The organism is Pseudomonas sp. AIG (genome assembly GCF_977020205.1).
In genome coordinates this window covers 16,840-29,573 of record NZ_CDROCK010000007.1, presented here as the reverse complement: position 1 = coordinate 29,573, position 12,734 = coordinate 16,840, and the positions used below count along the sequence as shown (strand labels likewise).

The 12,734-nt window shown below is 57.5% G+C and carries 15 protein-coding genes; 13 read left to right on the top strand and 2 right to left on the bottom strand.

Translation table 11 applies throughout. From position 1 onward, the window contains the following. Nucleotides 1-35 precede the first annotated feature (35 nt). On the top strand, nucleotides 36-878 hold the full coding sequence (locus ACWR1S_RS06580) for a mechanosensitive ion channel family protein (RefSeq protein WP_034153426.1): 843 nt from the start codon (nucleotides 36-38) through the stop codon (nucleotides 876-878). A gap of 118 nt (nucleotides 879-996) precedes the next feature. Here the strand turns inward: ACWR1S_RS06580 and ACWR1S_RS06575 are convergent, their stop codons facing one another. Then, nucleotides 997-2,355, bottom strand: coding sequence for an OprD family porin (locus tag ACWR1S_RS06575; protein ID WP_454562885.1), 1,359 nt, complete (start codon nucleotides 2,353-2,355; stop codon nucleotides 997-999). Between the two features lie 896 nt (nucleotides 2,356-3,251). On the opposite strand from ACWR1S_RS06575, the gene ACWR1S_RS06570 reads away from it, so the two are divergent. Next, on the top strand, nucleotides 3,252-3,677 hold the full coding sequence (locus ACWR1S_RS06570; RefSeq protein ID WP_077574284.1) for an HIT domain-containing protein: 426 nt from the start codon (nucleotides 3,252-3,254) through the stop codon (nucleotides 3,675-3,677). 3 nt (nucleotides 3,678-3,680) lie between these two features. Next, the gene (locus ACWR1S_RS06565) at nucleotides 3,681-3,887 is read left to right on the top strand and encodes a SlyX family protein (RefSeq protein WP_093430493.1); all 207 of its coding nucleotides are present in this window, start codon (nucleotides 3,681-3,683) and stop codon (nucleotides 3,885-3,887) included. Nucleotides 3,888-3,957: 70 nt separating this feature from the next. On the opposite strand, the gene ACWR1S_RS06560 is transcribed toward ACWR1S_RS06565, so the two are convergent. Next, nucleotides 3,958-4,560, bottom strand: a complete 603-nt coding sequence (locus tag ACWR1S_RS06560; RefSeq protein ID WP_007912746.1) for a cold-shock protein — start codon at nucleotides 4,558-4,560, stop codon at nucleotides 3,958-3,960. A 312-nt stretch (nucleotides 4,561-4,872) separates the two neighbouring features. On the opposite strand from ACWR1S_RS06560, the gene ACWR1S_RS06555 reads away from it, so the two are divergent. The 10 genes from ACWR1S_RS06555 (at nucleotide 4,873) to tolQ (ending at nucleotide 12,723) form a co-directional block, all read left to right on the top strand. Beyond that, nucleotides 4,873-5,343, top strand: coding sequence for a Dps family protein (locus ACWR1S_RS06555; protein WP_454562884.1), 471 nt, complete (start codon nucleotides 4,873-4,875; stop codon nucleotides 5,341-5,343). Between the two features lie 185 nt (nucleotides 5,344-5,528). Then, nucleotides 5,529-5,867, top strand: a complete 339-nt coding sequence (locus ACWR1S_RS06550) for a ribbon-helix-helix domain-containing protein (protein ID WP_454562883.1) — start codon at nucleotides 5,529-5,531, stop codon at nucleotides 5,865-5,867. 132 nt (nucleotides 5,868-5,999) lie between these two features. Further along, entirely contained in the window at nucleotides 6,000-6,221 is a 222-nt protein-coding gene (locus tag ACWR1S_RS06545) for an FmdB family zinc ribbon protein (RefSeq protein ID WP_007912741.1), read from the top strand. A gap of 99 nt (nucleotides 6,222-6,320) precedes the next feature. Next, a complete protein-coding gene (gene aspS / locus ACWR1S_RS06540) occupies nucleotides 6,321-8,096 on the top strand; it encodes an aspartate--tRNA ligase (protein WP_016983822.1) in 1,776 nt (591 codons plus the stop codon). Between the two features lie 128 nt (nucleotides 8,097-8,224). Further along, on the top strand, nucleotides 8,225-8,971 hold the full coding sequence (locus ACWR1S_RS06535; RefSeq protein ID WP_007912738.1) for a YebC/PmpR family DNA-binding transcriptional regulator: 747 nt from the start codon (nucleotides 8,225-8,227) through the stop codon (nucleotides 8,969-8,971). A gap of 158 nt (nucleotides 8,972-9,129) precedes the next feature. Beyond that, the gene (ruvC, locus tag ACWR1S_RS06530; RefSeq protein ID WP_123467209.1) at nucleotides 9,130-9,657 is read left to right on the top strand and encodes a crossover junction endodeoxyribonuclease RuvC; all 528 of its coding nucleotides are present in this window, start codon (nucleotides 9,130-9,132) and stop codon (nucleotides 9,655-9,657) included. 115 nt (nucleotides 9,658-9,772) lie between these two features. Beyond that, complete coding sequence (gene ruvA / locus ACWR1S_RS06525; protein WP_454562882.1) at nucleotides 9,773-10,381, top strand: Holliday junction branch migration protein RuvA; 609 nt, start codon at nucleotides 9,773-9,775, stop codon at nucleotides 10,379-10,381. Continuing rightward, on the top strand, nucleotides 10,382-11,443 hold the full coding sequence (gene ruvB / locus ACWR1S_RS06520; RefSeq protein WP_007912736.1) for a Holliday junction branch migration DNA helicase RuvB: 1,062 nt from the start codon (nucleotides 10,382-10,384) through the stop codon (nucleotides 11,441-11,443). It begins immediately after the preceding gene. 127 nt (nucleotides 11,444-11,570) lie between these two features. Then, entirely contained in the window at nucleotides 11,571-12,038 is a 468-nt protein-coding gene (gene ybgC, locus ACWR1S_RS06515) for a tol-pal system-associated acyl-CoA thioesterase (RefSeq protein WP_007912735.1), read from the top strand. Beyond that, nucleotides 12,028-12,723 (top strand): protein TolQ, encoded by a 696-nt coding sequence (gene tolQ, locus ACWR1S_RS06510; protein WP_008080223.1) that lies wholly within the window; start codon nucleotides 12,028-12,030, stop codon nucleotides 12,721-12,723. Before ybgC ends, tolQ begins: the two co-directional genes overlap by 11 nt. Nucleotides 12,724-12,734: the final 11 nt, after the last annotated feature.

Here is a 12,734-nt window from a genome sequence, read left to right as displayed (position 1 = left end):
CGCGTGCCGAATGGCCGGAAATCAGGAGATAGAACATGGATTTGAATGCTGAGGTGGACAACCTGGTCAAGGCGTCCCAGGCGTGGATTCCGATGATCATGGAATACGGCAGCCGCGTGCTGCTGGCAGTGATCACCCTGGCCATTGGCTGGTGGCTGATCAACAAGGTCACGCAGAAACTCGGTGGCCTGCTCGCCCTGCGCAATGCCGATCTGGCACTGCAAGGTTTTATCAGCAGCCTGGCAAACATCATTCTCAAGGTGTTGCTGATCGTCAGCGTCGCTTCGATGATCGGCGTTGAAACCACCTCGTTCGTTGCTGCGATCGGTGCTGCCGGCCTGGCCATCGGTCTGGCCTTGCAGGGCAGCCTGGCGAACTTCGCCGGCGGTGTGTTGATTCTGCTGTTCCGTCCGTTCCGGATCGGTGACTGGATCGAAGCGCAAGGTGTGTCGGGTACGGTCGACAGCATCCAGATTTTCCACACCGTGCTGCGTACTGGCGACAACAAAACCATCATCGTGCCAAACGGCAACCTGTCGAACGGCATCATTACCAACACCAACCGTCAGCCGACTCGCAAGGTTGTGTTTGATGTCGGCGTTGATTACGAAGCCGATCTGCAGAAGGCCCGTCAGGTGCTGCTGGATCTGGCCAAGGATGAGCGCGTGTTGCAGGATCCGGCGCCACAAGCCGTGATTTCGACCTTGGGCGACAGTTCGATCACTGTTTCCCTGCGTGTCTGGGTTAAAACCGCAGACTATTGGGACGTGATGTTCATGTTTAACGAACAGTCGCGTGATCGTTTAAAGACTGCCGGCATTGATATTCCGTTTCCACAGCGTGTGATTCGTGTGGTACAGGAATCGGCAACACAATGATAGGTTGCTAATTAATTGCCTGACTTGTCGGTCAGGCAACTATTGCAAGTGACAGGCAATAAAAAAGGCCCATCGCAAGATGGGCCTTTTTTTATGCTTCCAAACTAACCACTGACGATTACAAGATGTTCAGTGGGTATTCGGTGATCAGACGGAACTCTTTGACGTCGCCTTCGCCTTCGTCAGCGTTGGCAGTGTGCCAGGCTTGACGAATGCGGAAGGACAGGTCTTTTGCCGGACCGCTTTGAACAACGTACTTCGCTTCAAAGTTGGTTTCGTGATGTTTGCCGTCTTCGCCGTAAGCGTTGGTATAAGAGCTGACGGTCGGAGTGTTGGTGCCGTCGATGTTCCAGCCATTGACGTAACGGACCATGAAGCTCAGGCCAGGAACGCCATACTCGGCCATTTTCAGGTCGTAGCGGGCTTGAACGGATTTCTCGCCAGGACCGTTGAAGTCAGAGTACTGGATGGAGTTGGCGAGGAAGATCGAGTCACCACCGCGGTTCGAAGGACCGTGGCCGCCGACACCGATGTAGTCAAACGGAGTGTCACCGTTGACCTTCTGGAAGGCGAGGGTGAAGGTGTGAGCTTTCAGGAACGAGAACGCAGCAGCCAGGGAGAACGCAGTGTTGCTGATCTCGCCTGCTTCAGCACGACCGGTGTCGGTGGTGCGGTAGATGTTACCGTCCAGGTTCAGCGACTGATCGCCACCCATCGGGATGGTGTAGTTCAGGTTGGCGTAGTACTGGTTCCAGATGTCTTCCAGCTTGGCGCCATACAGCGAAGCGGACAGATTGTCAGTGATACCGTACTTACCGCCGAAGTAGTCGATGGAGTCAGCTTTGACGCCGGCGTAAGTGGCCCACAACTCGCCATCACGGGCGTTTTTGTCCTGGCTGGTGGCCGAGTAGAAGTGACCGGCTTCGAGGTCAAGGTCTTTGACTTCGCTGCTTTGCAGCTGGAAGCCACTGGCAGTTTGCGGAAGGATGCGGGAACCGCCAACAGCGAACACTGGTGCAGTGCTTGGCTGCATATCGCCGACTTTCAACTCGGTTTTGGATACACGGAACTTGATGGCTGCGCCGGCTTTACCTTGACTGTCATTGACGTCGCGGGCGTAACCGTTGGCTTTGATGGTATCGCTACGGCTCATGTTGCCCGAACCGGAAGTACCGTCACCGCCATCGAGTTTCAAGGCCAGGTAACCGAATGCATCAATACCAACACCAACGGTACCTTGGGTGTACCCGGAGGTGAAGTTGCCCAGGAAACCCTGAGTCCAGTCTTTCTGGTCATGGCCGCCGTTCTTGTTGTCGCGGTTGAAGTAGTAGTTCTTCAACGTCTCGGTGAGTTTCGCGTCTTCAACAAAACCTTTGGCTTCAGACTGGTCACTTACAAACGGTGCGGCCGTAGCCATTTGAGTACTGGCTGCTGCAGCAACTGCCAGTGCGATCATGCTCCACTTCATCACGCGCATCGTGATTTGCTCCTTTGGTTTTAGAAGAGTACTGCCGTCCCACCTGTTTTATTATCTGGGCGGCTCTTTCTTTTTGTGTCGGCGCAAACTTATATCACGCCGACAATGTTGGCGATACTTGCTATTCCAACCTTTCAGCTTCTTTACGACGGTGTCGCAAATGGCGTGGTGGATGTCGCAAATTCACAGTGCCGACGCAGCCGGACTGACAACTTTCTCGCTGTTTATGGGCCTTTGTGCATCGGTAAAAAAGAGTCCCTGGCAAAACACTTGAATCTCCATCGGGCAACCCTGCCACTATTCTTATGGGGCTTAAGGCATTCACTTCCAGTGGTGCGCTTATAGTCCATATGGGTACGAATGCAACAAGCGTGCACAAACCGCATTTTCGTTGCGGTTATTTTTCTGAACACCCGCCTGCGCTTGTGAAAACCTCGTGAAAGCTGGGCTTCAAGCCTGATTTTTTCAGTGCTTGACGCCATTTCTCCTATGGTGTTGCCTCGCAGAAAAGCGCGCGTGACAACCAAAAACGTTACCGGTTCACCCCTCCAGTGAGTATTTGGCGGATGCCCGACGCAGTGAGCGTAGACGCACTGTGCGGTTTTGGTGCAAAAAAATTTACAGCTGTTCTGAATTCATACAGCTTGCACGGGCCATGGAGCTGAGCGTCACTAAGGCTTTCGGTCATTTTGTCGAGCTGAACATCGATATTGGTTCCGTGCTGGTGCGTCGCGCTCGCAAATGTCACATCTCGGGGCGTTGGCAGAGCGACGGGGTTGACCGTCGTCGTGAAGGCTGACGCATTCGCAGGTATGCTGCCGTCCTGTCGCTTGGTGCGCTGTCCATAAAGGATCGCCGCTAAGCTGAATAATGAAGATCAGCCGGGAGTGCGCGCAGTGTTTGCTTTAGATTCACGACTTCAACAGGACACGCTGACCATCGGTGATTTCCCTCTCTGCCGACTGCTGCTGTCCAATGACGCCAACTACCCTTGGTTCATCCTGGTGCCTCGTCGCGACGATATCAGTGAGTTGTTTCAGTTGGATGTCGCCGATCAACAGCAGTTTTGGCAGGAAACCACCGCGCTGGCTGAGTTGCTCAAGGATTTGTTCGATGCCGACAAAATGAACGTCGCGACCCTGGGTAACGTTGTCAGTCAGATGCATATGCATGTGATTGTGCGCAAACGTGACGACGCAGCCTGGCCGGCGCCGGTCTGGGGCAAACACCCGGCCAAGCCTTACAGTACCGAGCAGGTCGCTGCCATTCGCGAACGGTTGCGACTGGTGTTGACCGAGCATTTCACCTTTGTGGAGGGCTGAGTCATGAATCTGGAAGAACGTGTTACCGATCTGGAAAGCCGTCTGGCGTTTCAGGATGACACCATTCAGTCGTTGAACGACGTGCTGGTGGCGCAGCAGCGCGTGGTCGAGCGCCTGCAATTGCAGATGGCGGCGCTGCTCAAGCGCCAGGAAGAGATGGTCGGCCAGTTCGAATCCTTCGAGGATGAGGCGCCACCGCCGCACTACTGAGGCGGGCACTTTTCATCAGGCGTAAAAAAACCGCGAACAGCAGGCTGCTCGCGGTTTTTTTATGCCTGGATCAGCGTCGCGGCAGCGCGGCGATCACGTCCTCGGCTTGTAGGCCTTTGTCGCGGTTCATCACCGAGAACTCCACGCGCTGGCCTTCGACCAGAACACGGTGGCCTTCGCCACGGATCGCGCGAAAGTGCACGAAAATATCATCGCCGGAATCCCGGGAGATAAAGCCGAAGCCTTTGGAGGTGTTGAACCACTTGACGGTGCCGGTATCACGATTGGTCATGTCATAGCTGGTTGGAGCAGCAGCCGGTGAAGAACGATAGAAGCTGACGGCCAGGTGCAGGACCACGGCAACCAGCGCGATCACCAGAGTGAACAGCACGGCTGGCTGACCGGCGATGACGGGCATCGGGGCGATCAGGGTCAAGGTTTGCAGGACGACGGTCAGTACCAGCAGCGCGCTGACCAGGTTTTGCAGATGCTGACGAGGGCCTTTGTTCCAGAAAGGAATCACAGGGGCAATCACCAGGTTCAGCAGGCCGAAAAAGGCCAGGTAAAGTGCATCGGGTTGTTGCAGGTAGGGAACGGCTTCGGATTTCAAGCTGGGTATGAACGACAGCAGCAAGGCCGCTGCGCCCATTAGCAGGTGGACGATTTTCAACATTTTGATTGGCTCACGTTTATGACGGCTCACAAGGAAGAGCTGAAGGCGCACGGTTCGCTTCGGAACAAAATAAGAGGCGGTGGACACGTTCGCGGCATCAGCCTATGCGCAACGCCCCGAAAAATGGGGCATGGCGACACACTGCCTATTTAACAGCAAAGCCTGCGGCTACTCAAATCAGCCCGGCCAGCGGCATCGTCTCGGTCGATTTGTCGCAGTGTGTGCACCCGATCAGGGCTGCGGGGCATCGACAGCCTTGCTAGAGTGGGTCTGCACCTGTTGGATGAATTCAATCGCCGTTAGGGGGTAAACATGGCAATCGATATCGGTATCAGTGAAGAAGATCGCAAGTCCATCGTCGAAGGACTATCCCGTCTGCTGTCGGACACCTACGTGCTGTATCTGAAAACCCACAACTTCCACTGGAACGTCACCGGCCCGATGTTTCGCACGCTGCACTTGATGTTCGAAGAACAATACAACGAGTTGGCACTGGCCGTGGATTCGATCGCCGAGCGTATTCGCGCACTGGGCTTTCCGGCGCCAGGCGCCTATGCCACCTATGCACGCCTTTCTTCTATCAAGGAAGAAGTGGGCGTGCCGAGTGCCGAAGACATGATCAAGCAGTTGGTCGATGGTCAGGAAGCCGTGACCCGCACGGCGCGTGGCATCTTTCCACTGCTCGACAAGGTCAGCGATGAACCGACCGCAGACCTCCTGACCCAGCGCATGCAGGTTCACGAGAAAACCGCGTGGATGCTGCGCGCCTTGCTGGAAACGTAAACATCCGGGGGCGCGGGCCTGCAGCAGAAGGCCCGCGCGCTGTCCGGAATCCTACCTGTGTCGTTGGCTTATCCTACGGTTTCGGTCAATAAGTCGTCTGGCTATAACTTTGTGTCTGCGCTTTTATAAAAGCCACAGGATGTGACTTTTCAAACACGCAAAGATGGCAAAGGAGTGTCACCGATATGGTAGAGGGAGACAGGCGAGGCGACAGGATTGTCGGCTTGCCACATGAATTGAAAGTCGGTCCGTTCGTCAGCGAGTTCGACATGGCATTGGTTCAGCCATCGTCACGGTCTGTGCGTCTGAACGGTTATGCGACCTGCCTGCGGCTGGAGCGGGTCTACTGGAACATTCTCGGCAGCATGGCTGAAGACAACTGCTGTTCGATCAGCTCGCTGCTGTCCCACGTTGACCGTGAAGTGCATCTGCGTCACGGCGGGGTGAGAAACTTCAGCGCGCTGGTGCGGGTGGTGTGCGTCATGAACGGCGTCAAGCAGGCTGCGCCGATCGAATCGCTCTGAAACGGCGGTTGCAAACGAGGTCGCGGCCTGTGCAGTCTTACGGCTGCACAGGCCGCATTTAATCGATATAATCCCGCTCTTTCGCCGCAAAGCCTTGCGCGCGGTGGCAATCTGATCGCCGAGACACCCCCCATGCCGATGTACGATTACCAATGTGCTTCCTGTGGTCATCAGTTGGAAGCCATTCAAAAGATCAGCGAGGCACCGCTGGTCGACTGCCCTGCCTGCCAGGCGCCAGAGTTGAAGAAACAACTGTCGATGCCAGGCTTTCGCCTCAGTGGCGGCGGTTGGTACGAAACCGATTTCAAGACCGGCGCCAAGAAGAACCTGGCCGGTGGCGACAAATCTGACTAGGGTTCAACCCCAGGTTGAACGACACGCGTGAGTTTCCGCATTGCTTGAAAGCAACGGGAGCTCCACCGAATATCGAATGACGAGAAGCGAACCATTATCATGATGCGCAGCCACTATTGCGGCCAATTGAACGAAAGCCTGGAAGGTCAGGAAATTACCCTTTGCGGATGGGTTCACCGTCGTCGCGACCACGGCGGGGTGATTTTCCTCGATATCCGTGATCGTGATGGTCTGGCTCAGGTGGTTTTCGATCCGGATCGCGCCGAGAGCTTCGCCGCTGCCGATCGCGTGCGCAGCGAATACGTGGTGAAGATCACCGGTAAGGTGCGTCTGCGTCCGGCCGGTGCCACCAACGCCAACATGGCGTCGGGCATGATCGAAGTGCTGGGCTACGAGCTGGAAGTGCTGAACGAGTCGGAAACCCCGCCGTTCCCGCTGAACGAGTTCTCCGACGTTGGCGAAGAAACCCGCCTGCGTTATCGCTTCCTTGACCTGCGTCGTCCGGAAATGGCCGAGAAGCTGCGCCTGCGCTCGCGCATGACCACCAGCATCCGTCGCTTCCTCGATGAGAACGGCTTCCTTGACGTCGAAACACCGATCCTGACCCGTGCCACCCCTGAAGGTGCGCGTGACTATCTGGTGCCAAGTCGTACCCACGCCGGTTCGTTCTTCGCCCTGCCGCAATCGCCGCAGCTTTTCAAGCAACTGCTGATGGTGGCCGGTTTCGACCGTTACTACCAGATCGCCAAGTGCTTCCGCGACGAAGACCTGCGCGCTGACCGTCAGCCAGAATTCACCCAGATCGACATCGAGACCAGCTTCCTCGATGAAAAAGAGATCATGGGCCTGACCGAAGAAATGATCCGCAACCTGTTCAAGGAAGTGCTGGGTCTGGAATTCGGCGACTTCCCGCACATGACTTTCGAAGAAGCCATGCGCCGCTACGGTTCCGACAAGCCAGACCTGCGTAACCCGCTGGAACTGGTCGACGTTGCCGATCAACTGAAAGAAGTCGATTTCAAAGTGTTCAGCGGCCCGGCCAACGATCCGAAATGCCGTATCGCTGCTCTGCGCGTTCCAGGCGGGGCGAGCATGCCACGCAAGCAGATCGACGATTACACCAAGTTCGTCGGCATCTACGGTGCCAAGGGCCTGGCGTACATCAAGGTCAACGAGCGCGCTGCCGGTGTGGACGGTCTGCAATCGCCGATCGTGAAAAACATCCCGCTGGAAAACCTCAACGCCATCCTCGATCGCGTTGGCGCAGTTGACGGCGACATCGTGTTCTTCGGCGCCGACAAGGCCAAGATCGTCAGCGAAGCCTTGGGCGCGCTGCGTATCAAGCTTGGTCACGACCTCAAGCTGCTGACCTGCGAGTGGGCGCCAATGTGGGTCGTCGACTTCCCGATGTTCGAAGAAAACGACGACGGCAGCTTCTCGGCGCTGCACCATCCGTTCACCGCACCGAAGTGCACGCCACAAGAGCTCGAAGCCAACCCGGCTGGCGCTCTGTCCCGCGCGTACGACATGGTGCTGAACGGCACCGAACTGGGTGGCGGTTCGATCCGTATCCACCGTAAAGAGATGCAACAGTCGGTATTCCGTCTGCTGGGCATCAACGAAGCGGAACAGGAAGAGAAGTTCGGCTTCCTGCTCGACGCGCTGAAGTACGGTGCGCCGCCGCACGGTGGCCTGGCCTTCGGTCTGGACCGCCTGGTGATGCTGATGACCGGCGCCCAATCGATCCGTGAAGTGATCGCCTTCCCGAAAACCCAGAGTGCTGCTGACGTGATGACGCAAGCGCCGGGTGTGGTGGATGCCAAGGCACTGCGCGAGCTGCACATTCGTTTGCGCGAAACGCCAAAGGCTGAGTAAGACGGGCCTGAAGGCGCATCTTCGGATGCGCCTTTTTTCTATCTATAGAGAGCAGGTCGAGATTTTTTGTGTGCTGGCCGCTGCATGAGCAGGGCGGGCAACGTTTCAAAGAGAATTCGGAGCGAGTTATGGCAGGTCATTCCAAGTGGGCGAACATCAAGCACCGCAAAGAACGTCAGGATGCCAAGAGAGGCAAGATCTTCACCAAGTGGATCCGTGAACTGACCGTTGCGGCCCGTCAGGGCGGCGGTGATCCCGGCTCCAACCCGCGTCTGCGTCTGGCGCTGGACAAGGCGCTGAGCGCGAACATGAGTCGCGATATCATCGATCGTGCTGTCGCGCGTGGCGCCGGAGCGACCGAGGCGGACAACGTTGAAGAGCTGACCTACGAAGGTTACGGCCCGGGCGGCGTGGCGGTGATGGTCGAGTGCATGACCGACAACCGCAACCGTACTGCGGCAGCCGTGCGCCATGCCTTCAGCAAGTGCGGTGGCAACCTCGGCACCGACGGTTCTGTCGCCTATCTATTCGAACGCAAAGGCCAGATCAGCTTCGCACCGGGTGTCGATGAAGACGCCCTGACCGAAGCGGCGCTGGAAGCCGATGCCGATGACGTGGTCAGCCACGAAGACGGCTCGATCGATGTGTTCACCTCGTTCACCAGTTTCTACGCCGTGCGTAACGCGCTCGAAGCTGCGGGTTTCAAGGGTGATGACGCGGAAATCGTCATGCAGCCGACCACCAGTGCCGAACTGGATCTGGAAGGCGCGGAGAAGGTGCTCAAGCTGATCGACATGCTTGAGGATCTGGACGACGTGCAGAATGTTTATTCCAACGCGGATATTCCGGAAGACGTGGCCGCTCAGCTCGGTTAAGAGCGACTAGGCTTCAATGTGGGAGCGAGCCTGCTCGCGAAGGCGGATTTTCAGGCAACATCGTTGCCGATGATAAAACCGCTTTCGCGAGCAGGCTCGCTCCCACATTTGTTATGGGTTGATTTGAAAATCGTGCTTTTACCAAATCCGCAGGCGTTATGACTTTAATTCTTGGTATCGACCCCGGTTCGCGTATTACCGGTTACGGCATTGTTCGCGATACCGGGCGTGGTGGCTGCATCTATGTGGCCTCGGGCTGCATCCGCACCGGCGCCGGTGAGCTGCACGAGCGCCTGCAAATCGTCTATCGCGGCGTGCGCGAAATCATCCAGACTTACGGTCCGGTGACGATGGGCATCGAAAAGGTGTTCATGGCGAAAAACGCCGATTCGGCGTTGAAACTGGGCCAGGCGCGCGGCGCAGCGATCGTCGCCGGTGCCGAGGAGTGCCTGGAGATCGCCGAGTACACGGCCACTCAGGTCAAGCAGGCCGTCGTCGGCACTGGCGCCGCCAATAAAGAACAAGTGCAGATGATGGTCATGCACATGCTCAAGTTGACCAGCAAACCGCAAATCGACGCCTCGGACGCCCTGGCCATTGCCATTTGCCATGCGCACACACGCTCCAGTCTGCTGCCGCACGGTTTGGGAGCGGCACGCAGTCGTGGCGGGCGCCTGCGTCTCTGATAGCATCAGCATCAATTTTCTTGAAAGCGGATTTCCTGTGCCTGAATCGTCGGCCCGAAATTCGCCTTTCGATAGTCGCCAGCCCACGGCTGGCCAACGCTCAAGGATCTGAAACGTGATTGGACGCTTGCGCGGCACCTTGGCTGAGAAACAGCCGCCGCACCTGATTCTGGATGTAAACGGCCTCGGGTATGAGCTGGAAGTGCCCATGACCACCCTTTATCGTCTGCCGTCGGTCGGTGAACCGCTGACCCTGCACACCCATTTGGTCGTACGCGAAGACGCGCAGTTACTCTATGGTTTTTCCGGCAAGCGTGAGCGAGACTTTTTTCGCGAGTTGATCCGTCTCAATGGTGTCGGGCCGAAATTGGCCCTGGCGTTGATGTCGAGTCTGGAAGTCGACGAACTGATCCGCTGCGTGCAATCCCAGGACACTTCGGCACTGACCAAGGTGCCGGGCGTCGGCAAGAAAACCGCCGAGCGTCTGCTGGTCGAGTTGAAGGACCGCTTCAAGGCCTGGGAAACCTCGCCGGCCATGTTCGCGCTGGTGCCGAATCAGCCCGACGGCCCGGCGCCGGTCAATACCGCCGAGAACGATGCGGTCAGCGCGCTGATTTCCCTGGGCTACAAGCCTCAGGAAGCGAGCAAGGCGATTACCGCCATCAAGGACAAGAATTTGAGCAGTGAAGACCTGATCCGCCGCGCCCTGAAGGGAATGATTTAAGTGATTGAAGCTGATCGTCTGATCACCGCCGCGCACAGCCCGCGTGAGCGCGAAGAAGTCCAGGATCGGGCCATTCGCCCGGTCAGTCTGGCCGACTACATTGGCCAGCCGACCGTGCGCGAGCAGATGGAACTGTTCATCCAGGCTGCCCGGGGCCGTAGCGAATCCCTTGATCACACGCTGATCTTCGGCCCGCCGGGTCTGGGCAAGACCACACTCGCCAATATCATCGCCCAGGAAATGGGCGTGTCGATCAAGAGCACTTCCGGTCCGGTACTTGAGCGTCCGGGGGATCTGGCCGCGTTGCTGACCAATCTTGAGCCGCACGATGTGCTGTTCATCGACGAAATCCATCGCCTGTCGCCAATCGTTGAAGAAGTCCTGTACCCGGCGATGGAAGATTTCCAGCTCGACATCATGATCGGTGAGGGGCCGGCCGCGCGTTCGATCAAGCTCGATCTGCCGCCGTTCACGCTGGTGGGCGCAACGACGCGCGCTGGCATGCTGACCAACCCGTTGCGCGACCGCTTCGGTATCGTCCAGCGTCTTGAGTTCTACAGCACAGCCGATCTGGCGACGATTGTCAGCCGTTCGGCAGCCATTCTCGGCCTGCCACTGGATCCTGAAGGTTCGTTCGAAATCGCCCGTCGCGCCCGTGGTACGCCACGCATTGCCAACCGTTTGCTGCGTCGGGTGCGCGATTTCGCCGAAGTCCGTGCCAAAGGACACATCACCAAAGCGGTGGCGGATCTGGCGCTGAACCTGCTGGATGTCGACGAGCATGGCTTCGATCATCAGGACCGGCGTCTGTTGCTGACCATGATCGAGAAGTTCGATGGCGGCCCGGTCGGCATCGATAGCCTGGCCGCTGCGATCAGCGAAGAGCGCCACACCATTGAAGATGTGCTGGAGCCGTATCTGATTCAGCAGGGCTACATCATGCGCACGCCGCGGGGCAGGGTGGTGACGCGGCATGCATACCTGCATTTCGGATTAAACATTCCGTCACGAATGGGCGAAATGCCCGTGGCAGACGAGTTTCTTGATGCTGTGGACGACTAATACACATTTGTTGTCGATTTATTCAGGGTTTGTACGGTCATAGGACGGTACTTTTGCGGTAAAGCTCTGAAACCATGAAAAACAGTTGCCTCGCCGGATTGGCAACCTGAGGAGTAAGCACTAGAGTATGCGCGCGCAAAACGGGCTTGAGCCGTTCGCACATCGTTGTCGCGTTTATTACGAGGACACCGATGCGGGCGGCATCGTGTATTACGTTAATTACCTCAAGTTTATGGAACGGGCTCGAACCGAGCGGCTCCGCGAGCTGGGCTTTGCCCAATCGCAGCTTGCCGGGGAGGATCTGTTGTTTGTCGTGCACTCCAGCGAAGCGCGTTACCACGCGCCGGCGCGACTGGACGACGAACTGCTGGTAAGCGCTGATGTAATCGAATTGAACCGGGTCAGCCTGCGCTTCAAACAGCAGGTCAGGCGGGCAACGGATAATGTGCTGCTCTGTGAGGGGCAGTTTTTGGTGGCCTGTGTGCGCACTAACAGTTTGAAACCCCGGGCCCTTCCCGAAGACTTGCGTGCGGCCTTCGCCGACGCGGTCGGCCCGGGTACACACTCAAAGCAGGAGATAAAGCGTGGAAGCTAACGTCGTCGACCATTCCTCCATGTGGAGCCTGGTCAGCAATGCCAGCATCGTGGTGCAGTTGGTAATGTTGACCCTGGTGGCCGCATCGGTGACCTCATGGATCATGATCTTTCAGCGCAGCAATCTGCTGCGCGCCGGTCGACGCGCCCTGGAGAGCTTCGAAGAGCGCTTCTGGTCGGGTATCGATCTGTCCAAGCTGTACCGTCAGGCGGGCAGCAATCCTGATCCGGATTCGGGCGTGGAGCAGATCTTCCGTGCCGGTTTCAAGGAATTCTCCCGTCTGCGTCAGCAGCCAGGTGTCGATCCTGAAGCGGTCATGGAAGGCGTGGCCCGTGCCATGCGCGTCGCCATCTCGCGTGAAGAAGAGAAACTCGAGCAGAGCCTGCCGTTCCTCGCCACCGTCGGTTCGGTCAGCCCGTACATCGGTCTGTTCGGTACGGTGTGGGGCATCATGAACTCCTTCCGCGGTCTGGCCAGCGCCCAGCAAGCAACCCTGGCCACTGTGGCTCCGGGTATCGCTGAAGCCCTGATCGCCACCGCGATCGGCCTGTTCGCGGCGATCCCGGCTGTTATTGCTTACAACCGTTTCGCCGCTCGCAGCGAAACCTTGCTGGGCCGCTACTACACCTTCGCCGATGAATTCCAGGCGATCCTGCACCGCAAAGTGCACACCAGCGAAGAATAAGCAGGTAATTT

Bases quoted from the DNA above. Each gene is read 5' to 3' on its own strand.
- ybgC (WP_007912735.1), top strand. From the start codon at position 11,571: ATGCGCGCGCAAAACGGGCTTGAGCCGTTCGCACATCGTTGTCGCGTT.
- ACWR1S_RS06565 (WP_093430493.1), top strand. From the start codon at position 3,681: ATGAATCTGGAAGAACGTGTTACCGATCTGGAAAGCCGTCTGGCGTTT.
- ACWR1S_RS06545 (WP_007912741.1), top strand. From the start codon at position 6,000: ATGCCGATGTACGATTACCAATGTGCTTCCTGTGGTCATCAGTTGGAA.
- ruvC (WP_123467209.1), top strand. From the start codon at position 9,130: ATGACTTTAATTCTTGGTATCGACCCCGGTTCGCGTATTACCGGTTAC.
- aspS (WP_016983822.1), top strand. From the start codon at position 6,321: ATGATGCGCAGCCACTATTGCGGCCAATTGAACGAAAGCCTGGAAGGT.
- ACWR1S_RS06560 (WP_007912746.1), bottom strand. From the start codon at position 4,560: ATGTTGAAAATCGTCCACCTGCTAATGGGCGCAGCGGCCTTGCTGCTG.
- ACWR1S_RS06575 (WP_454562885.1), bottom strand. From the start codon at position 2,355: ATGCGCGTGATGAAGTGGAGCATGATCGCACTGGCAGTTGCTGCAGCA.
- ACWR1S_RS06550 (WP_454562883.1), top strand. From the start codon at position 5,529: ATGGTAGAGGGAGACAGGCGAGGCGACAGGATTGTCGGCTTGCCACAT.
- ACWR1S_RS06555 (WP_454562884.1), top strand. From the start codon at position 4,873: ATGGCAATCGATATCGGTATCAGTGAAGAAGATCGCAAGTCCATCGTC.
- ACWR1S_RS06535 (WP_007912738.1), top strand. From the start codon at position 8,225: ATGGCAGGTCATTCCAAGTGGGCGAACATCAAGCACCGCAAAGAACGT.
- ACWR1S_RS06580 (WP_034153426.1), top strand. From the start codon at position 36: ATGGATTTGAATGCTGAGGTGGACAACCTGGTCAAGGCGTCCCAGGCG.